Source organism: Mucilaginibacter sp. (assembly GCF_035492695.1).
In the GTDB taxonomy this organism is placed as follows: Bacteria; Bacteroidota; Bacteroidia; order Sphingobacteriales; family Sphingobacteriaceae; genus Mucilaginibacter.
In genome coordinates, this window is record NZ_DATJJC010000012.1 from 186,497 (window position 1) to 208,213 (window position 21,717).

At 46.3% G+C, this 21,717-nt stretch carries 18 protein-coding genes; 5 read left to right on the forward strand and 13 right to left on the reverse strand.

Going from position 1 to position 21,717, the window contains the following annotated elements:
- Positions 1–2 precede the first annotated feature (2 nt).
- From VL525_RS07600 to VL525_RS07615, 4 genes are all read right to left on the reverse strand, one after another.
- A complete protein-coding gene (locus VL525_RS07600) occupies positions 3–1,997 on the reverse strand; it encodes a tetratricopeptide repeat-containing sensor histidine kinase (RefSeq protein ID WP_325385024.1) in 1,995 nt (664 codons plus the stop codon).
- 232 nt (positions 1,998–2,229) lie between these two features.
- On the reverse strand, positions 2,230–3,102 hold the full coding sequence (locus VL525_RS07605; protein WP_325385026.1) for a YitT family protein: 873 nt from the start codon (positions 3,100–3,102) through the stop codon (positions 2,230–2,232).
- Positions 3,103–3,105: 3 nt separating this feature from the next.
- On the reverse strand, positions 3,106–3,672 hold the full coding sequence (locus VL525_RS07610; RefSeq protein ID WP_325385028.1) for an HD domain-containing protein: 567 nt from the start codon (positions 3,670–3,672) through the stop codon (positions 3,106–3,108).
- A 163-nt stretch (positions 3,673–3,835) separates the two neighbouring features.
- Positions 3,836–5,155: a hypothetical protein gene (locus VL525_RS07615; protein WP_325385030.1), complete on the reverse strand. Its 1,320-nt coding sequence runs from the start codon at positions 5,153–5,155 to the stop codon at positions 3,836–3,838.
- Between the two features lie 319 nt (positions 5,156–5,474).
- Between VL525_RS07615 and VL525_RS07620 the strand changes: the two genes are divergently transcribed.
- Positions 5,475–5,705 carry a hypothetical protein gene (locus tag VL525_RS07620; protein ID WP_325385032.1) on the forward strand — a complete coding sequence of 77 codons (231 nt, stop codon included), beginning with the start codon at positions 5,475–5,477 and terminating at the stop codon, positions 5,703–5,705.
- Here the strand turns inward: VL525_RS07620 and VL525_RS07625 are convergent.
- Positions 5,695–6,516, reverse strand: coding sequence for an alpha/beta hydrolase (locus VL525_RS07625; protein WP_325385034.1), 822 nt, complete (start codon positions 6,514–6,516; stop codon positions 5,695–5,697). The genes VL525_RS07620 and VL525_RS07625 overlap by 11 nt on opposite strands.
- Positions 6,517–6,974: 458 nt before the next feature.
- Between VL525_RS07625 and VL525_RS07630 the strand changes: the two genes are divergently transcribed.
- Positions 6,975–7,415, forward strand: coding sequence for an Hsp20/alpha crystallin family protein (locus tag VL525_RS07630; protein WP_325385036.1), 441 nt, complete (start codon positions 6,975–6,977; stop codon positions 7,413–7,415).
- Between the two features lie 1,359 nt (positions 7,416–8,774).
- Here the strand turns inward: VL525_RS07630 and VL525_RS07635 are convergent.
- Entirely contained in the window at positions 8,775–9,260 is a 486-nt protein-coding gene (locus tag VL525_RS07635; protein WP_325385038.1) for a hypothetical protein, read from the reverse strand.
- A 149-nt stretch (positions 9,261–9,409) separates the two neighbouring features.
- Entirely contained in the window at positions 9,410–10,741 is a 1,332-nt protein-coding gene (tilS, locus tag VL525_RS07640; protein WP_325385040.1) for a tRNA lysidine(34) synthetase TilS, read from the reverse strand.
- Positions 10,742–10,791: 50 nt separating this feature from the next.
- On the opposite strand from tilS, the gene VL525_RS07645 reads away from it, so the two are divergent.
- The gene (locus tag VL525_RS07645) at positions 10,792–13,323 is read left to right on the forward strand and encodes an OstA-like protein (protein ID WP_325385043.1); all 2,532 of its coding nucleotides are present in this window, start codon (positions 10,792–10,794) and stop codon (positions 13,321–13,323) included.
- On the opposite strand, the gene VL525_RS07650 is transcribed toward VL525_RS07645, so the two are convergent.
- Both VL525_RS07650 and VL525_RS07655 read right to left on the reverse strand, forming a co-directional pair.
- Complete coding sequence (locus tag VL525_RS07650; protein ID WP_325385045.1) at positions 13,317–13,904, reverse strand: non-canonical purine NTP diphosphatase; 588 nt, start codon at positions 13,902–13,904, stop codon at positions 13,317–13,319. The genes VL525_RS07645 and VL525_RS07650 overlap by 7 nt on opposite strands.
- 1 nt (position 13,905) lies before the next feature.
- Complete coding sequence (locus VL525_RS07655; RefSeq protein ID WP_325385047.1) at positions 13,906–14,409, reverse strand: hypothetical protein; 504 nt, start codon at positions 14,407–14,409, stop codon at positions 13,906–13,908.
- Positions 14,410–14,534: 125 nt separating this feature from the next.
- Between VL525_RS07655 and VL525_RS07660 the strand changes: the two genes are divergently transcribed.
- Together VL525_RS07660 and VL525_RS07665 are read left to right on the forward strand one after the other, a co-directional pair.
- Complete coding sequence (locus tag VL525_RS07660; RefSeq protein WP_325385049.1) at positions 14,535–15,923, forward strand: peptidylprolyl isomerase; 1,389 nt, start codon at positions 14,535–14,537, stop codon at positions 15,921–15,923.
- Between the two features lie 9 nt (positions 15,924–15,932).
- Positions 15,933–16,895, forward strand: coding sequence for a MoxR family ATPase (locus VL525_RS07665; RefSeq protein ID WP_325385051.1), 963 nt, complete (start codon positions 15,933–15,935; stop codon positions 16,893–16,895).
- A gap of 60 nt (positions 16,896–16,955) precedes the next feature.
- Here the strand turns inward: VL525_RS07665 and VL525_RS07670 are convergent, their stop codons facing one another.
- From VL525_RS07670 to VL525_RS07685, 4 genes are all read right to left on the reverse strand, one after another.
- Positions 16,956–17,828, reverse strand: coding sequence for a hypothetical protein (locus VL525_RS07670; protein WP_325385053.1), 873 nt, complete (start codon positions 17,826–17,828; stop codon positions 16,956–16,958).
- A 127-nt stretch (positions 17,829–17,955) separates the two neighbouring features.
- Positions 17,956–19,419 (reverse strand): cysteine--tRNA ligase, encoded by a 1,464-nt coding sequence (gene cysS, locus VL525_RS07675; RefSeq protein WP_325385055.1) that lies wholly within the window; start codon positions 19,417–19,419, stop codon positions 17,956–17,958.
- Between the two features lie 301 nt (positions 19,420–19,720).
- Positions 19,721–20,833 (reverse strand): endonuclease/exonuclease/phosphatase family protein, encoded by a 1,113-nt coding sequence (locus VL525_RS07680; RefSeq protein ID WP_325385057.1) that lies wholly within the window; start codon positions 20,831–20,833, stop codon positions 19,721–19,723.
- Positions 20,823–21,701, reverse strand: a complete 879-nt coding sequence (locus tag VL525_RS07685) for a rhomboid family intramembrane serine protease (protein ID WP_325385059.1) — start codon at positions 21,699–21,701, stop codon at positions 20,823–20,825. The genes VL525_RS07680 and VL525_RS07685 overlap by 11 nt, the downstream gene beginning before the upstream one ends.
- Between the last annotated feature and the right edge of the window lie 16 nt (positions 21,702–21,717).

The window sequence follows — 21,717 nt, forward strand, 5'->3', positions numbered from 1 at the left end:
GATTACATTATCGGTAGTACAACCGTAAACTCGGTAAACTCGCCTTCTTTGGTTTTTACATCCATTGTGCCCCCATGCCCCTTTACTACAATATCATAACTCAATGACAAGCCCAGGCCTGTACCCTCGCCGGTTGGTTTGGTGGTGAAGAATGGCTGCATGATCTTATCTTTTATAGCATTCGGGATGCCATTGCCGTTGTCCTTTACTTTGATCACCACCTGCCCGTTTTCAGTTGCGGTACTAACCGATACTTCGGGTTTATAGCCAGTGCCGGCTGTTTTCGCTTTTTGATTTACGGCATAGAAAGCATTGTTGTACAGGTTAAGCAGCACACGGCCTATTTCCTGCTGCGCGACATTGATCCTGGGCAGATCCGGATCGAAATGTGTAGCCATTTCGGCATTAAACGACTTGTCTTTCGCCCTTAAGCCGTGGAAGGAAAGTTTAAGAAACTCATCGGCAAGCATGTTCAGGTTAGTGGGCTGCTTTTCGCCGGTACTGGCACGGCTGTGCTGAAGCATGCCCTTCACGATAAAGTCGGCACGTTTGCCATGCTGGCTTATTTTGAACTGGTTTGTTTTTACATCGGCGGCAATAGCCTTAACCTCGTCGAAATGGCCCATAGCTATTTCCTGCTCCATTTCTTCTATCAATTCGGTATTTACTTCTGAAAAGTTGTTAACGAAGTTGAGCGGGTTCTGTATCTCGTGCGCTATGCCGGCCGTCAGTTCGCCCAGCGAGGCCATTTTTTCGGATTGTACCAACTGGGTTTGCGTATTCTTCAGGTCGGCAAGTGTTTTTTCGATCGCTTTACTTTGTGCCTCTATTTGCGCGTTACGCTCGTGGAGCAGGGTGTTTGCTTTTTTTCGCTTTCCGTTAGCGTAAATAAGGATACCGGCTACCAGTATAAATACTGCAATTACTCCCAGCAAAGCATAATAGCGCACACGGTTTTGGTAAGCAATTTCTGCAGCGCGGGCTTGCTGTATACGTTGCTGTTCGTTATAGGCCAGGTTTTGTACCTGCAAGGTCTTTTGCTGGCTAAACAGGCTGTCCCGGGCCTTAAGCGTTATCTGCTGGTAATCAAAGGCATCTTTGTAGTTCCCTTTGGCCAGGAACTCATCGGTAAGCAACTTGGTTGCGCGTTGTACCTGGTCGGGGTTGCGGTCGAGCTTTGCCTGTTCAAAAGCCAGTTTTGCAAATTCAATACAGGAATCAGGCATTCTCATCTGCTGGTAGGCCTCTGCAATGCGGCGGTAGTCCTCGCTTTGCAGATAATGGTTATTGCGGGCCGATGAATCGCGCAGGCTTTTTTGATAATAACCAATGGCACCCCTGAAATCGCCCTTTTTGTGCTGGATGATACCAAAATTCCGGATCAGGTAACCCAGGTTATTCACGATATGCGATTTCAAAGCAAAATCATAGTCTTTTTTGGTAAAATAGTAAGCGGAGTCCAGTCTGTTCATATCCAGGTATTGCCGGGCTATGTTGTTCATTTCAACCACCAGCAAATCATTTAAATGATGTTTTTCAGCCACATTCTTTGCCATGTAATAATTGTCAAGCGATTTTTTAAAATCTTTAAGCGTAGAATAGGTGAGCCCCCGGGTATTATAACACGAAGCAACAACACGCACCTCGTTGAGCCTGATAGCTTCAGGAAGCGCGTCGAATGTTGTTTTTAACGATCCCGGCAGATCGCCGCTGATGTTCTGAAAGGTAGCTATGCCGGAAAGGGCACGAACCTCGCCCCGTTTAAAATGTATTTTTTGGGCCAACTCAAGCGCTTTTTTCGAATAGATCATGCCCGAATCGGTATTTGTGGTAAGAAATATGGTAGCGCTTTTAAAAAAATAATACATCACCAGCGTGGTATCCTGTCTGTTTTTATTGTAGGCTTTTTGCAGGCTGTCGACCTTGTTTTTTTGGGCAAAGGCAGTGCTGCAGCAAGCGATAAGCATTGCTGCAATTGTCAGGATCTTTTTTGTCATTTGGTTTGGGCTGATCGTTATTTTATAAAAATAGCAATAACCCATAAATTTACAAGAATTTATAGATTTTCAGGCAGTTAGCCCATTGAAGTTAAATATCGAACACCGAATATTGAATAGCGGATAATGAAGTAAAAATTTCAGACTGAAAACCTGAAAACCTGATAACCGGATTAAGGATCAAACTTCGGCATCGATATTCAAAATCCATTGTTGGATGTTCAACAAGACTTTAGTGCTGCCTTGCGCGCCTTTTAAGTACACCGCCCGCGGCTTCCTTGATGGTGCTGGTAAAGATGAACGCTTTTTCGTCCACGTCATGCACCATGTCTTTTAGCCGGAGCACCTCGAGGCGCGTTACAACGGTAAAAATAATATCGACCGGGTGGCTAACATCAAAACTGTTTTTCAGGAAACCACGCTCTCCCTTGTAAACAGTAATACCACGGCCAAGTTCCATTACCAGCCGCTCTTTGATGATCTCGCTTTGCGCCGAGATGATGGTTACACCGGTATATTCTTCAAGGCCTTCGATCACAAAGTGGCTGGTTTTGGAAGCAGCATAATAGGTTATGATTGAGTAAAAGGAAGTTGGTAAGCCCAATTTAATGGCCGCAATAAGGAATATAACGATATTGATGCCCAAAATAATTTCGCTAATGGTAAAGCTGATGCGTTTACCTGTATAAAGCGCTAATACCTCGATGCCGTCGAGGGCGCAGCCCCCGCGAATAGATAAACCCACACCAATTCCCATAAATACACCGCCGAAAATGGATACCAGCAGCTTATCTGAAGTAACGTGCTGTTCGGGCATATACAGGAGGCATAGCCCAAGACCGACGATGGCCAGAACAGTTTTAATGGCAAAGGTGCGGTTTACCTGCTTAAGCCCCATAATGATAAAGGGTATATTGGCAGCCACTATTACATAAGCAATGGGGATATGGTAAAGTTCGGATATTAAGAGCGATACGCCGGTTACACCGCCGTCAAAAAATTGATTGGGTACCAGGAAGCTTTTTAATGCAAAACCACAAAACAATATACCCGCGATCACGTAGATCGTATCGATAACAGGGCCGGGTAACCTGAGTCTTTTCATATTTTATTGTAATAATGCTTTTATCTTGTCCAAATTATCCTGCTTCTTCGAGCCGCGTAAATTTAATGCTGTTTGTGTAAAATAGTGGTGCGCCTGCATAAATTTTAATTGTGTGGCGTTCCATTCATCCCGATCGGTCAGGCCGCGTTCATGGTATAACTTATCGCCGATAGCAAAAAAATCATCACGACCGAGATAATCCAGGTCTGCATCCGCCAATATTTCTTCCAGCTTATTATTTGGCGATTGCGGTATACGCGTAGCCATGATCATCCCGCATATACGGTCTGTTTCCTCCGGGCTAAAGCCAAAGGCAGGCAGGCTTTCTTTCGCTATCCGGCACGACTCCATTTCGTGCTCGTGCGATACATTCAGAAAGCCCGAATCGTGGTAACAAGCAGCCACGTGCAGCAATTTCAATTCGTAACCGGGTATATTTTCGGCCCTGCCCAATCTTTCCGCAGCATTAACAACATCCCGGGTATGGCCGATATTATGGTAACAAAGATGTGCGGGTATTTCCTTCTCCAGCTTATTCAATATAAAGTCGCCGGCTTGTTCAAATTGCATCCTTAGTAGTTTTCGTTGCTAAATATAAAAATCTTAGCGGGTTTATACGAAAAACAGGGTTGATTGGGTATTAACGCCGGGTTGATTGTGCCGGTCCAATGCGCCGGGTTGAAACCCGGCGTTACAAAATTGGGCCGAGCCGATGGCTCTTGGAAGCCAACAGTCATTTGACAAACTCCAGCGTATATTCCGAAATATAATCGCCCCGGTCCTTGTAATTGTCTTTATAAAACAGCCGTGCTTTTTGGCCGAGTTTGAGGGATGAATATTTGTTAGTCCCATTAGCTACGCTGCTTTCCGGCTGCAGCGAGGGGTACCAGATGGTATGGCCGGGTTTGTCGACAAGCAATTGCGGGGCCGACCATTGCTGCGCATTGTCGCCGGCACCCAAATCGGCGTTTTTGTTGAAAGAAATATAAATGCTGCTGCCTTTCCACGACGGTCCTTCGGCTTTTGCCATTAGCATCACCCAGCAATTGAGGTAAGTATTCCAGCTGACGGACGGTCCCCAATAATATTTCCCCGTCGGCGACGATGCGGGTCCGCCGCCTTTTTCCATAGGTATTTGTAAAGACTTTACAGGTTGGCCTGCACCGTTATAAGGTGCATTGAACCCGCTGCCGTCCCATCTTTTGGCTTTGCCCTGCGGGTTATCCAGGTCGCTTAAGGCTATCCGGGCTATGCTGATACATTGCTCGCTCCATTCCTTTTTGGCACTGTAGGCAGTGTTACTGTATTTTTCGGGGTACCCATATTCGCCATAAAACAGGTACAGGTATTTGCCGCTTGCTACAGCAGACGGGTCACCGGTGCCGCCTGCAAAATTAGCAGCGGTGTTATGCTGTTTCAGGATGAGGCGCGATTGCAGGTCTTGTATGAACAAACCGTTGTTTTTCCAGCTAAGGCCGCCGTCTGCCGATTTCATGATACCGATGCGGCATACCGCCGACGGAGACGATGGCCCTTTTAGCCCTTGCGGCCAGTTAGCATTGATATAACCTTCGCCTGTTTTGGTGTCATAAGGCAGGGTAGAAGGGTAGTTCTCATTATGATAAAGCGCATAAAGTGTTTTGCCGCTTTGGTCGTTCACATCCTGGTAAACCGACTCGAACCAAACGGCGCCATGCAATCCCGGTGTGCCCGGCCTGGCGTTCAGCGGCATTTTTGGCGCCGTAAATTCTGTTGATTTGCGGCCGAATGCCTGATCGACAGTCTTACCGTCGGCATATTTCAGTTCGTTGGAATAGCCCCAAAGCGGGTCCTCGCCATACTTTCCGGGGAAGATTCGGAAAGTGTCGCCCACCCAAACTTCGGACATATTACAATCGACAAAGGAATTGAATACAAATGGTTTGGTGGGTGTCAGTTTGAATTGCGGCTGCTTGTCAATGGAGTTTGGTTTAAGCCAGATGAAGGCTGAGCATATTATTAATAAAAGCGCCGGTAAACCGATGAGATAGCGTCTTAGTTTTATTGAAGGCATGAAGAAATTGGGTTGAATTGGAATATAAATATACAAAAATTCGGCGATCAACAATGTATTTTGATCCAAATCGTTACCTGTCCCCAGATGGGAGAAGCTGCTTTAATGCGACTTCCGTTGCCGCTGCCTGTGGCGTTTAAGCTGCCCGGGAGAAATTTTGCTTTGCCTGTATAAGGCAGGTTTAGTGCAATGAGTTTCAATAGCAGGTGCTGGCTGTGTTTCCGTCTGTTGCCTGTATGCTGACGGCACCCATTCCGGTCTGATGTCAGGGTATTGGTTCATTATTACCAATATACGGTTTTCTGCGATACCATTGGATTTGACCCGATTTAAGTTTACCCGTAAATACTATCCGGATAATGACCACAGCGTTCTGGCTTTTTTAGTCCCCGCAGGGTCTCTCGACGAGGACCCTGCGCTGTGGCAGGACATTCATTCCGCAGGGTCCCGTGCCGGAGAGCCTGCGGGGACTAAAAAGAAAAGCCGCCATAAAACTATGGCAGCTTTTGTAGGAAAGGAATTGGTTAAAATGCTGCTATTTATGATCTGATAAATTCCAGCAGGTCCTTATTAATGGTTGCTGCCTCGGTAGCCGGCATACCGTGCGGGAAACCGGGGTATGAGATCAGTTTACCGTGTTTCAAAAGTTTTATGGCCTTGGCGCCCGAAATTGGAAACGGTACGATCTGGTCGTCTTCGCCGTGTAAAACAAGTACCGGGATGTCTACACTTTTAAGGTCGCCGGTAAAGTCCGTTTCTGAAAAAGCTTTGATACCTTCAACATGCGCCTTTACACCGCCCATCATACCCTGGCGCCACCAGTTGTCCCTTATTCCTTGCGATATTTTTGCGCCTTCGCGGTTGTAACCATAAAACGGTATGGTAAAGTCCTGGAAATATTGCGCCCGGTTAAATGCCGTACCCTGCCGTATTTCGTCAAATATCTCCATCGGGACGCCGTCGGGATTATTCTCCGTTTTTAGCATTAGCGGGGTAACGGCGCTGATCAGTACAACTTTAGCTACACGTGCTTTTCCAAGATTAGCGGCATAATGGATGGCTTCGCCGCCGCCGGTAGAATGGCCGATATGAACGGCATTTCTAAGGTCGAGCGCTTCGGCGACAGCGGCCACGTCGGCGGCATAGGTATCCATATTGTGTCCGTCCGAAGCCTGGGTAGACCTGCCATGGCCGCGGCGGTCGTGCGCGATAACGCGGTAGCCTTGTTTAAGAAAAAACATCATTTGTGCATCCCAGTCGTCGCTGGATAAGGGCCACCCGTGATGGAAGAACAGCGGTTGCCCGGTTCCCCAGTCCTTGTAAAAAATTTCGGTTCCGTCTTTTACTTTAATGGTTTTCATAGTGCTTGATTTTGGTTAATGTATTGAATTGTGTGATTTTAAGAGATGGATGTATTTGAACAGCATACCCGCAGGGGTAAATTCCTGCGGAACTGCTTATGAGCTTTTGGCATAGCCGCAAACTGACATTATACAGGTAAAAAAATGACCCGTGGGCCAAATAATGCCTAAAAGTAGGAACTAAAAAGCGGATTGCAACTCGCCGAATCCAAAAAACAACCGGCCTGTATGAACATGACAAATCTTCAACAAACTGAAATAACGCGAAGCTATTTACAAACCCGGTTTAATGAATTGATGTGTCAGAAATTTTGACAGCGTAACTGAAAAAGTTTCATTTTCAGAGTGAAATTTTTTCAGTTGTTGGTTCGAAAATATAATTGGTATCGTCTTTGTTTTAGGGTAAAAGAGTTTAATTAATTAAGAAGTTCAATCATTAATATTAAGGAGGAAAACCTATGACATTGGTTAAATTAAATCCCGAAAAAAAGAACAATGTATTATTGCCAGGCTTTAATGACATTTTCGAATCATTTTTTAACGATTCCTTTATTTCAGACCGCATGGTAACCCGTGTACCTGCCGCCAACATCAGCGAAACGCCTGATCATTTTCATGTTGAACTGGCAGCACCCGGCCTGAAGAAAGAGGATTTCAAACTGAATCTCGACAAAAACATGCTGAGCATATCAGTTGAGCAACGCTCTGAAAACAACGAAGATCAGAAAAATTACAGCAAACGTGAATACAGTTACAGCTCGTTTGTAAGGTCGTTTACTTTGCCGGAAACAGCTGATGATAACAGCATTGAAGCAGAATATACCGATGGTATATTGAAAATAAACATTGCCAAGAAAGAAGAAGCTAAATCTGTCCGCAGGCAAATAGAAGTTAAGTAAAGTGAATTTTTAATCCAGCAGAAAAGGCCGCTCATTGAGGGGCCTTTTCTGGCTAATAGGAGCAGCATATGAAAAGGACATTTTATATCATGCTTAGCATGAAGAGCCTGGGTAGGTATGAATGTTTCGGCGAATTCTTTTTCTTTTAGTCCCCGCCGGAGACGCCGCGGAGACTAATTTCACCAGGCGTTCCTATGGAACGCATTTCCAAACATTCATTTTTTCTACCAACCAACCGCCCCTATGGGGCGAAGAATAAAGAGCTTCCTGTAAGGACGCATGGTTGGTAGAAAACGACACAATAACCCATTTTTCGTTCCGTAGGAACGTTTGGTGATAACCCAAGGGCCCCTAAAAGCTAATGAAATTTTTTTGTCGCCGCAGCGTATCTCGGCGAGGATTCTGCGCTGCCGCAGGACGCTCATTCCGCAGGGCGCCGTGCCTGAGACGCTGTAGGGGCTAATTTCACCAGGCGTTCCTATGGAACGCATTTCCGAATATTCATTTTTTCTACCAACCAACCGCTCCTATGGGGCGGAGAATAAAGAGCGTCCCGTAAGGACGCATGGTCGGTAGAAAACGACACAATAACCCATTTTCGTTCCGTAGGAACGTTTGGTAATAGCCCAAGGGCTCCTAAAAGCTATTGAAAATTTTGTCGCCGCAGGGTCTCTCGACGAAGACCCTGCGGGGCGGCAGACGTTCATTCCGCAGGGCGCCGTGCCGGAGACGCTGCGGGGGCTAATTTCACCAGGCGTTCCTATGGAACGCATTTCCAAACATTCATTTTTCTACCAACCAACCGCCCCCATGGGGCGGAAAATAAAGAGCGTCCTGTAAGGACGCATGGTCGGTAGAAAATAGCACAATAACCAATTTTTCGTTCCGTAGGAACGTTTGGTGATAGTCCGGCGGGCCAAATGCTTTTATTTGCCGGTTAAAATTTTATGGGTAAAAATTAACCTCCGGGTTGGGAAACATACCGGCGCGATAATAGGCCAACGTCCATTCCTGATAGCTTCGGGGCCACTTAGTGTACCGAATTTGAAAAAAATGTGCGCGACGCAGTATTGTTTTGGCGTTGATCGCTATGGTAGCGGTAGATGCCATTTGGCGCAAATTGGCCTGATCTTGCTTTTTTTTGACTTTTGTGGAATTTTTAACAGAAAAATGCATTAAAAAGGGCCGTCGCGTGTGTGCTTTACTGTGGTGATAATCAGCCATATCACGAGAGAGGTGTTCACGAAAAATGCAAAAATGGGGCACTTTTTGGTGTTATGACAAATGTAATTATCTGATTATTAAATAGTTAATTTTAAATAAGCTTGGCAAGCGGCGGTGGCGTGAACACTTAGTGTATCACTTTATTTCTTCCTGTATCGCCCGGTAAAACTCGTTGAGGTGGCGGGTGCCGATGACGTAAACCAAGCCGTCGCGGTCGGTAAGGTATATGGCATCTTTGCCCGACGTGTAGAAACGGATGGTGCCCTTTTGATGCAGGTTGTAAACCGGGTTGTTAAAGAAGTAGCGGCTGTAAATGCCTTTTTCCACCTTCACAATGCTGTTAAGATCTATTTTAACCAGTTTGGTGGTCCACAGGCCGTCGATAAGAATGCTGCCGTTGATAACCCTTGTGCGGAAATGAAGGAAAAAGCCCATGATGATGGATATGGTGATGATACCAAACCCTGCTACGGCCAGGATGTCGGCTTTTTCGGTGCTATCGGTAAAAAAGTTGAAAGTGTAAGCGGCAAAACAAAACATAGCCAGCATCAGGCGAATGGTAATCGGTATCCATTCTCTGCCCAGGTATTGTTTTTCGATAAATTGCGGTTTGTCGCTCATAATTTTAATTTGCAGATTGGTTATTGACTCACCCGGTCATTGCTTCGCTCGACCACCCTCTCTCCGCTTCGCGCAAAGAGGGTTATTTGCTCCCCTCTTCACGCCGGAGGCGGAGAGAGGGGGCTGGGGGTGAGTCGATACGAAATCGCTCATAATTTATACAGTTCGAAGATAGTAACTTTTTTGGTCTTAGTACTCACTTTATACCTGTTGTCGGGACGAAAGCCACCGATCCAGACTATATCGCCATTGCCGTTTACCAGAAGCGGCACCTGTTTTTTCTGATGCAGCGGAATTTTCAACCCGATAAAAAAGTCGCTTAGTTTTTTCCTGGTTTTCATGCCCAGTGGATAAAAATAGTCGCTTTGCTGCCAGCTGCGTATAGTTAACGGATAGATGAGCAGATCTGTATCTATCGAAACGGCCATAGGATTATCTTTAATAATTAGCGGCGAATCATCGTGCAAAATGCTCAACCGGTAATTGCCATAATGGGCCTCGTGGTCGCCCAGGTTAATGGTTATGGCGGGTGGTTCGATCTGTTTTTTTGAAACCACCAGGTCATCCCGGTCGAGCAATAAAATGAAACCGGCTGATTCAAAGGTTCGGCCGGAATGTTTATCAAGACATGAAATAATATCGGCTACAGTTGATTCGTTAAAACCGAATTCGTCCAATAGCCCGTACAGCAATAGCCTCTGCGGTACCAGTTTTTTTACTTTTCCGACCGGGATACGGATACTGTCGCCATCGCCGGTAATTAATTCTTTACGTAATTCAGCAAGTTTTTGATCAAGCAATATCTCCAGTCCGCGGAAGTGTTCGATGTTACGCTCAAATGTTTCTTCCAGTGCGGGATTGAGTTCTTTTAATTTCGGGATAACCTCCAGCCTGATCTTATTGCGGGCATACTTTGTTGAAGAATTGGAGCTGTCTTCCCGGTAAGCGAGTTGATTATTTTGGACGATCTCATCGATCTCCTCCCTGCTTAAAAACAACAACGGGCGTACCTGGTTTTCATTTTTAGGCAATATGCCATGCAGGCCCGCGATACCGGTGCCACGGGTAAGGTTAAGCAATATTGTTTCGATGCTGTCGTTTTGGTGATGCGCAAGCGCAATTACATCATACCCGTGTTGCCGACTGATCTGCTGAAACCATTGATACCTTAGCTCGCGCGCTGCCATCTGGATAGAGACCTTTTCATCAGCGGCATGTTTTTTGGTATCAAAATCAATGTTGTGAACAGGTACATTCAATTCCGATGCGAGGTTGTTAACAAAGGCTTTATCGGCCAATGCTTCATCGCCGCGCAGCTGAAAGTTGCAATGGGCTATGCCGAAATTATAACCGGCCGTTTTAAGCAGGTGCGTCATCAAAACAGAGTCTTTGCCACCGCTTACGGCCGCTAATATTTTATCGTTATGCCCGAAAAGACTATTTTTTGCGATAAATTCCCGGAAGAGTTCGGTCGGCAGCATCACCAAAATTATTAATTTAATAACCCCATCCAAAAAACTAATTTTGCCCCGTGATCAAGTACATATTAACCTTTTTTATGCTGGCGGCTGTATCAGCTGTTTCGGCCCAGCAAAAATCGGTCATTAATTTGATAAAATCGTCCAGCGTGCAGGGCGCTAAAGTAAATGGAGTTGATGTACTCAAAGTGTACGACGCTATCTTTCAGCAGGATAATTCGACCCTGCAGTCGGACAGCGCTTATTTTCATCAGCGCGAGAATACTTTCGATGCGTTCGGCCATGTGCTGATCACGCAGGGCGATACGATGCATATCTATTCGGATAAGCTGAATTATAACGGGAACACAAAAATTGCCATCCTGACTGATAATGTAAGGATGATCGATAAGGACGCTACGCTAACTACCAATTACCTGACCTACAATACAGCCACCAAATACGGAACCTACACCGGCGGTGGCAAACTGGTGAACAAGGATAATGTATTAACCAGTAAAAACGGGTATTATTTCGCCCAAACGCGCGATTCGTATTTCCGGTACGATGTTAGGCTGGTAACCCCGGATGCGTTAACGCTGACGGATACGATGAAATATAATTCAGGTTCGAAGATCGCTTATTTCTATGGCCCCACAAATATCTATGGCAAAAAGAAGGGCAAGGATAATGATACCCTTTATACCGAGAACGGATCGTACGATACCAACACCGAGCAGGCTTTTTTTGGTAAGAAAAACCTTTACAAGCAGGGCACCAAGACACTGACCGGCGATAGTTTGTTTTACGACCGCAAAAAAGGGTTTGGCAAGGCCATCGATCACATCATTTTTAACGACACCGAGCAAAAGATGCAGCTGCGTGGCGACCTGGCTAATTATTACAAAGCAGAAGAACGTACGGTAGTTACTAAAAACGCCTATGCGGTAATTGTTACGGAACAAAAGGATACTTCTAAGACCGATTCGGCTGCAAAGAAGCCGCTTATGGCAACTGATACCGGTAAAAAGACATTAGCAGATTTGGCCGGCAATGGACAGGTGAAAACCGCTCCGCCACCCAACACCATGCCGCTGAAAAATGTTCCGCAAAACAAGGCGCAAACGCCTGTTTCAAAGGATGTTAAAACGAAGGATGATGCCGCGATCGTAAAGCCTGCGAAAAAAGGTAAACCGCTTACCCTGTCCAAATTACCGGTGGATACTTCGATCCGTAAAAAAGACACCACCAAGATGAAGCACGATTCGATCTACATGACCGCCGATACGCTGGAAACCAGGGTGCTGACCTGGAAAGATTTAAAGGATATACAAGAGAAAATAAGGTTATCACATATCAGGGATACAACCAAAAAAGATAGTAACAGTAAGGCAGCGCCGCAATCAATAGTCTACAAAGTACCCGTAAAGCATATCGACCTTTCGCCGCCGCGAATGATACCTGACAGTTCGTACCTGCACAGGCATTACTTCGATAACTTTAAAGTGGATACCATAAAGCGCGAAGATGTGCCTGTTACCGGCAAAAAGAAGAAAAAAAGAGACAAAAATAAGCCGGCTGCAGACAACATCGCGCCAAAAAAAGCAGCTTCCGGGAAAGATGCGCCGGACGCGGGGACACCCGGCAGCGAAGCCCCTGGTAAAACCCCGCCTCCTGTTGCGGAGAAAAAGCTGAGCAAGCGCGATAGTTTGAAAAAGGCCCGGCTCGACTCGGTTTACCTGGTACGACCAGTTAAGCTGGACGACACTGCCCGGGTGAGGATATTAAGTGCCTTCCATCATGTAAAAATGTTCAAGTCGGACCTGCAGGGAAAATCCGACTCCGCGTTTTATGCCAGCAGCGATTCGACCATCCGATTATATATAAATCCCATCGTATGGACGCAAGGGTCCCAGCTATCAGCTGATACCATTAACCTGCAAATGAAGGATAAGAAGATGAACAACATGGAGCTTTACCCCAATGCTTTTGTGGTGAACATCGAAAAGGAGGATTCCGTACATTATAACCAGATGGCCGGGAAAAAGATGCGCGGTTTTTTTAAAGATGATAAGCTGGAGAGCTTATATGTGTCGGGCAATGCCGAAACCATCTATTTTTCGCGGGACAGCGGTAAGGTGGCCAATATGCAACGCTCGCTGAGCAGCAGGATACGCGTCAATTTTAAAGACAGCAAGGTAACTACGCTCCTGTTTATGGACAAGCCCGAGCACCGCTACGGGCCACTGGGGAAATTTAGTGAAGAAGACAAGCTGCTGAAGGGCTTTATCTGGAAGCCAAACGAGCGGCCTGTCTCGAAAGAGTCCATTATCCCGTCGTTTAATAAAAAAGTACCGGCAAAAGATGATAAAGGTAGGCCTTCGCTAAAGGGCAAGCCTGCTATCAAAGGCCTGCCTCAAAAAAGCTTGCCAGGGAAAAGTCAGCCGGTAATAAAGGCGGGTAAGGATTCAACCGCTGTTAAACCGGGTATATTGCCCGGCATCAAACAAGCGAAAGATAGTTTGCAAAAACAACAGCCAGATACGAATAAGAAAGTTAAGGATACGTTGGCAGTTAAGAAAACAGCTATAAAGACCGATCAGTGATTTTGCCGGTTTAGAAAAGCAACCAGCTTTTCAACCGCACGGGCCCGGTGGCTCAACATATTTTTTTCCTCTAAGGTCATTTCAGCGAACGTGATATCAAAGCTGTCCGGCTGAAAAATAGGATCGTAACCAAAACCACCTGTTCCTGTGCGTTCGTGCCGGATAGTTCCTTCCACCGTTCCCTCAAAAAAATGTTCGGAACCGTTCCACATCAGCGATATTACGCTGATAAAACGGGCGCGCCTGTTTGCTGCATCGCCGAGCTTTTCAAGCACTTTTTGGATGTTGGCATCGTGGTTGCCGTGCTCACCGGCGTAACGGGCAGAATATACGCCAGGCTCGCCGTTTAATGCTTCTACTTCCAGTCCGCTATCGTCGCCGAAGCAGTCAAGTTTGTAGTTTTGATAAACATACTGGCTTTTGATCGAGGCGTTCTCGTAAAATGTGGCGCCTGTCTCTTCTATATCTTCATCACAACCTATGTCATGCAACGTTACCAGCTCGATAGCGCCATCGAGTTTGGCCGATACCTCTTCCAGCTTGTGCCTGTTGTTGGTAGCAAATACAAGTTTCACAGGCATATCAAATATTCTTTATTTGTTCCCAAAAGGCTTTTTTATTATCGATGTTGGTCATCATCTCCTCAAAACTGAAGGTAAGTAGTGCCTTTGCACCATCAAGGGTTTCTATGGCGTTGAAACGGGCATCGCCCATCCCTTTGGGTAAAGCGGGTTTACCTAAAATGACTATCGTTTGCGGTTTAAAAAATGCAGCTATCTGTTCATAGTTTACGCTGTCATTTTTTGCCAGGTTAAGTATGGCCACGTCATCACGGGTATGCTTTATGCCACTCAATACCTTCTCAAGCGCAACCAGGTGATCGTCCTGTATAAATTCGCGATCAGGGTAGTTTACCAGTATCAAAAAGTTCTTTTTGTTCGATCCGAGGTAATTAAAAGCAGGCGGAGGCGTTTTTATTTCGGGTGCAAATACTTTTGTTTCGTTGTACAGGTCCTTATCTTCAGCCAGCAGGTATAATTCGTCCTGCAGGATGTATCGCAGGGCATTTGTATCTTCAACTTTCACTTTTAACAAATTTTAACCAAAAATAGTTAATTGTTAGAGGCTTTATCAGCATATTCGCACAAATTATTCATGCTCGTGTGCCGATAAATTCGCACCTTTGCATGTTTACAACATACACAATGTTAATGAGAAAGATCGGGATAGCAATTTTTTTAAGTATAGTGTTGACAGCGTCGTTTGCGCAGGCACAGCCAGTACGGAACCTGGATAAAATAGTTGCGGTTGTTGGCAGCAGTATCGTGCTTAAGTCGGATGTCGAACTGCGTTACGCTAATTACCTGGCTTCGGGCGGCCAGCCAAATGATAAGGTGCGGTGCGAGATAGTGCAGAGTTTTATTACCCAAAAACTGCTTGCCCAGCAGGCGGTCATCGATAGTGTTACCGTGAAGGATGATGAAGTAGATAATGAAGTTGACCGCAGGATGCGCGGCATGATAAGCAGGGCCGGGGGGCAGGACAGGCTCGAGCAATTCCTGGGCCGGTCGGTGATCCAGTATAAGGACGAGATACGCGATGATATCAAGGAAAATATGGTGGCAACCAGGATGCGGGGTAAGATAACGGAGAAAATAAATGTGACGCCGCTTGATGTTGAGAACTACTTTAAAAAACTGTCGAAGGACAGCCTTCCTACATTTAATAAGGAAGTTGAAGTCGGCGAGATCGTCTTCCAGCCTAAAATGGATAAGGAAGAGAAAGAGCCCTACAGGCAGAAAGCCGAAGAATTACTTGCGCGTGTTAAAAAGGGGGAAGACTTTGGTAACCTGGCGCGCTTGTATTCAAATGATACCGGTTCGGCCGGTGATGGCGGCGACCTGGGCTTTGCCGACAGGAACACTTTTGTAAAAGAGTTTGCAGCCTGGGCCTTTAAGCTGAAAGCAGGTGAAATGTCACCGGTATTCGAAACCGAATATGGCTTTCACTTTTTGCAGGTTATCGAACGCCGCGGCGAGCAGGTGCACGTGCGGCATATACTCATTATGCCTTCTGTTACCGAAGCCAGTATTGAACGGGCAAAGAAAAGAGCCGATAGTGTTTACCTATTGCTTAACAAAAACAAGAATACCGACTTTTCGGCTGTTGCTTCGTATTATTCTGATGATAAAGAAACGAAGTATAACGGCGGTATGATGCTTAATGCCGAGAATGTGGAGACGCGCACCACTTATATCCCTACCGATAAGCTCGACCCGCAGGTGGCATTGACCATTGACACCATGAAGGTAGGTGAAGTATCGCAGCCCCAGCTTTTTACTGAACAAACCGGGAAGAAGGTATATAAAATACTTTATTTGAAATCGGCGACAGATGCGCATAAGGCAAACCTTAAACAGGATTTTCCCAAATTAAAGGCCGCAGCGCTTGACGATAAAACCAACCGGGTTATCAGCGAATGGTTCGAAAAACGCAGGAAAGAAACATTTGTCAAGATCGATCCGGAATTTGAAGTGTGCCCCGAACTAAAAGGCTGGGCCAATGTCCCGATGTCGGCACAATCCACTAAAACTCCCTGATAGACTGTTATGCAATACCGGACGGATGTGGAAGCTGCTGATGCACTGAAAGATGCTCACCAACGTATAATCTCTGAGATTGGCAAGGTTATCATAGGCCAGGACGAAGTGATCAAGTCCGTCCTGATCTCGATATTCAGTAACGGGCACTGCCTTTTAGTTGGCGTGCCGGGGTTGGCAAAAACCCTGCTGGTGCAAACGGTAGCACAAATACTCGACCTGGATTTTAGCCGCATACAATTTACACCTGATCTGATGCCTTCGGATATTATCGGTTCGGAAATATTAGGTGAGGACAGGAGCTTTAAATTTATTTCGGGTCCGGTTTTTGCCAATATCATCCTTGCCGACGAAATAAACCGCACCCCGCCCAAGACCCAGGCCGCCCTGCTGGAGGCCATGCAGGAAAAAGCGGTAACCGTAGCGGGGGTAACGCATAAACTGGCGCAGCCATTTTTTGTGCTCGCTACCCAAAACCCAATCGAGCAGGAAGGTACGTACCCGCTGCCAGAGGCCCAGCTCGATCGTTTTATGTTCAATGTGTCGCTCGATTATCCGTCGTTCAAAGAAGAACTGCAGATCGTAAAAAACACAACCAGCAGTTCGAAAGTGCAGGTAAACAAAGTGTTGAATGCCGAGCAGATCATTTATTTTCAGCAACTGGTCAGAAATATCCCGGTAGCAGATAATGTGCTCGAATATGCGGTGAAACTGGTTTCCAAAACCCGCCCAAACGGCGACACTGCCCCTGCCGAAATAAAACGCCTGTTAAACTGGGGTGCCGGTCCGCGTGCGTCACAATTTCTTGTACTTGGCGCCAAATGCCATGCCGTTATCAGCGGAAAGTATTCGCCGGATATCGAAGATGTGCGGGCCATCGCAAAGCCGGTGTTAAGGCACCGCATCATCCGCAGTTACCACGCGGAGGCGGAGGGACTTTCAGCCGATGATATTATACAGAAGTTATTATAACCTGGGGAACGTTTACCAATCAATAAGTCACTGGTTAACCAATCACGAATCACTACCCCCTCACTGCTCCACTGCCGAAAACACTTCCAGCAAAATGTTCCATTTGTGGCTGGCGTCGATTTCCCAAACGCGGACATAATTGTAATCGCTAACGATAGCGCCTTTCCGGATACGGGCTGTGCCATAGCTGTAAGCCAGGTCATTACTTGTTGAACGCCCTACATTGATGGTTTGCGCCGAAATGCTGATGCCTTCGTTATCGATAAATTTCATGATCTTATCCGGACCGGTGATCGGTTCGAAACCCGGGAAATAATAACGCCCTTCGGGACTGAGAAATTCTTTATAGGAGGCAATTGTCGAAACGGTAAGCTCATGATTAAATACCTTATCTGTATTCAGGATAATGCCTTTACCATTAAACGGGTCCTTGCTCGGCGCGGTAGCTTTTGCGGTGTCGGGCTGCCTGAAATCGGGTATTTCAGATTGTTCAGGTTCAGGATGCTGGATGCCAAGATCGATCAGTAGTTTCAGCTTATTGTCGGTTTGGTCAAAGTGCCACACCGATACGTAATCGCCATAAACCTTGTCATCGTCGTTACTTTTATCGTTCTGGTAAATATATGGCCCGGCTGTAAAGGCCAGGTCGCCGTTTGCCGATATGCGTGCGAATTTCGGTTCCCATTTTAATGAACCGGGCTGCTTATCTATCGAATTATAAAAGTCAGTTATCTTGATCACATGGGGCTTAAAAACAATACCCTCCGGGTCGGCCACTGCTAAAAAGGCGTCTTTAATACCCCGGTGTTCTACCAGTTTGTCAAAAGATTTTTCCGCTTCTACAACCTGGTTTACATCAGCAACTGTTTTTTGTGCCGATGCAAATATGGGGTAGGTCAAAATTGCCGCTGCAATTAATAGGGTTCTTCTCATGCTTATTTTCAGGTTTTTGGCGATCCTGCCCATCTTTTAGCAAATGCCGCCGGTTGCCAGGATTTATTCTCAACAGTAAACGGCATTATGCGTTATAAATTACAAATATCAATTTTTTACGCACATTTTAAATTTTACTCCAGGTAGTGCCGTCTTTCCCGTCTTTTAATTGAAAACCGATCTCCTGCAGTCCGTTCCTGATCTTATCGGATGTCGCATAGTCTTTATTTGTCTTCGCCCCGTTCCGGATGTCAACGATCATGTTCAGCACGTTCGGCAGGTCGTCGTTGGCGGCCTGTTCGTCTTTCAAACCCAGTACATCCTGTACAAAAGTGTCCATCAATTGTTTCAGCAGCGCCAGGTTTTCAGCATCTATCTTCAATTTGCCGTCCTTTACCGAATTGACAATGCGTGAAGCCTCAAACAGCTCTGCAATAAGTACCGGGCTGTTGAAATCGTCGTTCATCGCGTCGTAGCAACGCTGAATTAAAGGGGCAATTTCCACTTCGCCGTTCGATGACGCCACGAGGCTGTCCAACAGGCCGAACGAATTCATCAGCCGTTTAAACCCTTTTTCGGACGCATCCATGGCGTCATTACTGATATCCAGCGTGCTGTGGTAGTGTGCCTGCAATATGAAAAAACGCACCGTCATGGGGCTGTAGCCTTTGCTTAATATCGGGTTATCGCCCGAGAAAAGCTCGTGCGGCAAAATACTATTGCCAAGCGATTTCGACATTTTTTGCCCGTTAATGGTAAGCATATTGGTATGTATCCAATATTTGGCTGGGTTGGTATGGCAGGCAGCCATGCTTTGGGCTATCTCGTTGGTATGGTGTGTAGGCATCAGGTCGATACCGCCGCCATGGATGTCAAACTGCTTGCCCAGGTACTTGTTGCTCATAGCCGAACACTCCAAATGCCATCCGGGGAAACCTACGCTCCAGGGCGAGGGCCATTTCATCAGGTGTTCGGGCTTGGCTTTTATCCAAAGGGCAAAATCAAGCTTGCCGCGTTTCTCATCCTGGCCGCCCAGGTCGCGCGTATTATTGATCAGGTCTTCCAGTTTACGGCCATTCAATATGCCATAGTCCTGGGTTTTGTTATATTTTTCAACGTCGAAATAAATGGAACCGTTTACCTCGTAGGCGTACCCGTTGTGCAGGATAAGCTTTACCAGTTCTATCTGCTCGATAATATGACCGGTTGCGGTTGGTTCAATGCTTGGCGGAAGCACATTAAAAGTGCGCATCACATCGCGAAAATCGACCGTGTATTTCTGTACGATCTCCATCGGCTCTACTTGCGCCAGCTTCGCCTTTTTTTCTATTTTATCTTCTCCTTCGTCGCCGGCGTCACCCTCAAGATGGCCGGCATCAGTAATATTACGCACATAACGCACCTTGTATCCTAACAGGGTGAGGTATCTGAAGATCAAATCGAACGAAATGTAAGTGCGCGAGTTGCCCAGGTGCGCATTGCTGTAAACTGTAGGGCCGCAAACATACATGCCCACATGGGGCGGGTTTATCGGTTTAAACTCCTCTTTTTTACGGGTTAAAGTGTTGTAAACAAATAGATTTTGTTTCATACCGGCAAACTTACGATTTTTTACCACCTGCAATAAATCTGTACAAATGGTATAGCCGGTTTTTTTATCATCCGTTTGCAAGGATTTGGCCCTATCCCAGGCTTTTAAGTTTACCTATCAAGTGAAATTTCGCGAAGCGTTCCGATGGAACGCGATTTTAGATATTCATCTGCTCTACAAACCAATCGCCCCGATGGGGTGGTGGTGAGTATAAGGGCGTCCGATAGGGACGCCTGGTTGGTAGAAATCAGCAATACGCCATTTTGCGTTCCGGAGGAACATTTGGTAATACCGGAGAGATTTATTTCAGATCAAGATCGCTGCGGACAGGATAATGATCGGACAGCTTTTTCTCGATGATATAATAATTGAGCACATCGAACTGTGGGGTAGCCAGTATATAATCTATCTGGTAGTTTGGGAAACTGCCATTATACGTGCGGCCCAGTCCCGATCCGCATTCTGCGAAGGCATTTTTCATCCCACCGCTCATTTTAGCCAACGCGAATGAGGTAGGGGTGTCGTTAAAATCGCCCGAAATAATATACGGATAAGGGCAATTGGCGGCGTGGGCCTTTATTTTAAAAACCTGGTCGCTTCTTTTCAGGAAGGCTGTTTTAAGCTTGCTTCCCAGCCTTTTGGCTGAGCCGACTTCTGGCTTCCCGTCCTGTTTGGATACGCTGTTGAGGTAGCGGTAGTCATCGGGGTCAAAACGGATCGATTGCAGGTGGACGCTGTAAATGCGGAAAGGTTTATTACCCTTTTTAATATCGACGTAGATGCATTGGTTCTCACTTGTGGGTTCGGATAGCTGGATCATGCCATGGGCTATGATCGGGAATTTAGAAAAGACGGCCTGCCCTATACCCACATCGGCATTGCTGCGCACCGGCTCGAAATAATAATTTTTGCTACCCAGTATTTTCTGAATAGAGTCGAGCATATCATATTGCCCTTTTTTACGGGTGTAAAACTCCTGGAACCCGATAACGTCGGGCTGCTGGTCTTTTATGATCTGCAAAATTTCCTGCTTGGTTGAGAGGTCGTTCTTCGAGCCGTAACGTTTAAAGTTGTGGACATTGTAGGTCATTATCCTGGCGAAAGCCGCACTGCTTTTGGTATCTTCGGGCGAGGTGAACCGCAGGCCGATGTTCCTGTTCAGTATTTTCCAGCCAATGGCAATGCAAATTACCGAAAGCAGCGCCAGGCTCCTTTTGCGGAAAAGCCAGTAAACGATCAGTATGGCATTGCCCAAAAGCAGCAGTGGATAAGCCAGCCCAAAAAAGGCAACGGGCCAGAATTTTGTTGGATTAGTTATCGGCGCCAGGTAACTGGTAAGCAGGCAAGCGCACAGGAAAATATTGATCCATAAAAATAATTTATCAATAAAACCTAACCCTTTTTTAGCCTTCATTATCCTTACTTGCCCTGAATAATATTTCTTTTTCCTGCCTGCTCAGGCTGTCGTAGCCCGACTGTGATATTTTATCCAGTATACGGTCGATATCCTCCTGCCGCGGAACGTTGCCGCCATTTTTCGCAGCATTGTTTGAGGCCACTTTTAATTTGGGCTGCCTGCTGAACATTTTGGTAAAAAAGGCCACCCAGTCGTTCCCCCGCTGTAGCTGTTTGATGTAAATAAAGCCAAACAGGGCCCCGCCAAGATGTGACAGTTCGCCGCCTGCGTTCGAGCCGGCTATCAGCAGAAAATCAAGTATTACAAAAGCGATTACCAGCCATTTCAATTTAACGGGGCCGAAAAGCATCAGCACCATGGTGTAGTCGGGCAGCAGGGTTGCCGTGGCTACGATGATGGCCATTACCGCCGCCGAAGCCCCCACTACGGTGCTGTTCAATGCAGCATTTTCCTGCGCAAATACCGGTATAAAATTGTATCCCAACACAAAAAACAAGGCCCCGGTTAATCCCCCCATAATGTACAGGCCAATGGTGCGCTTGTTGCCCAGGTACTCTTCAAATATCTGGCCTATCCAAAACAGCCATAGCATATTGAACACGATATGCAGTATCCCTGCATGCATAAACATATAGGTAAGCGGCGTCCAGAAACGGTAGGCGAGATGCGAAAAATTTGCCGGAAGATCGAGATACTCGTCCGCATAGTAGGCAATAATGCTTTGCCTGTGGCCCCAAAACATCCACTCAAAAACGGCGGGGATATTAATTAACAGGAACACGATCAGGTTGATCCCGATCAGCAGGCTAACCCTGCTGCCCGAGTGCAGCATTTTGATCTTGAGTTCGTTCCAGAGCGTGTTCATAGCTATTCTTTACAGT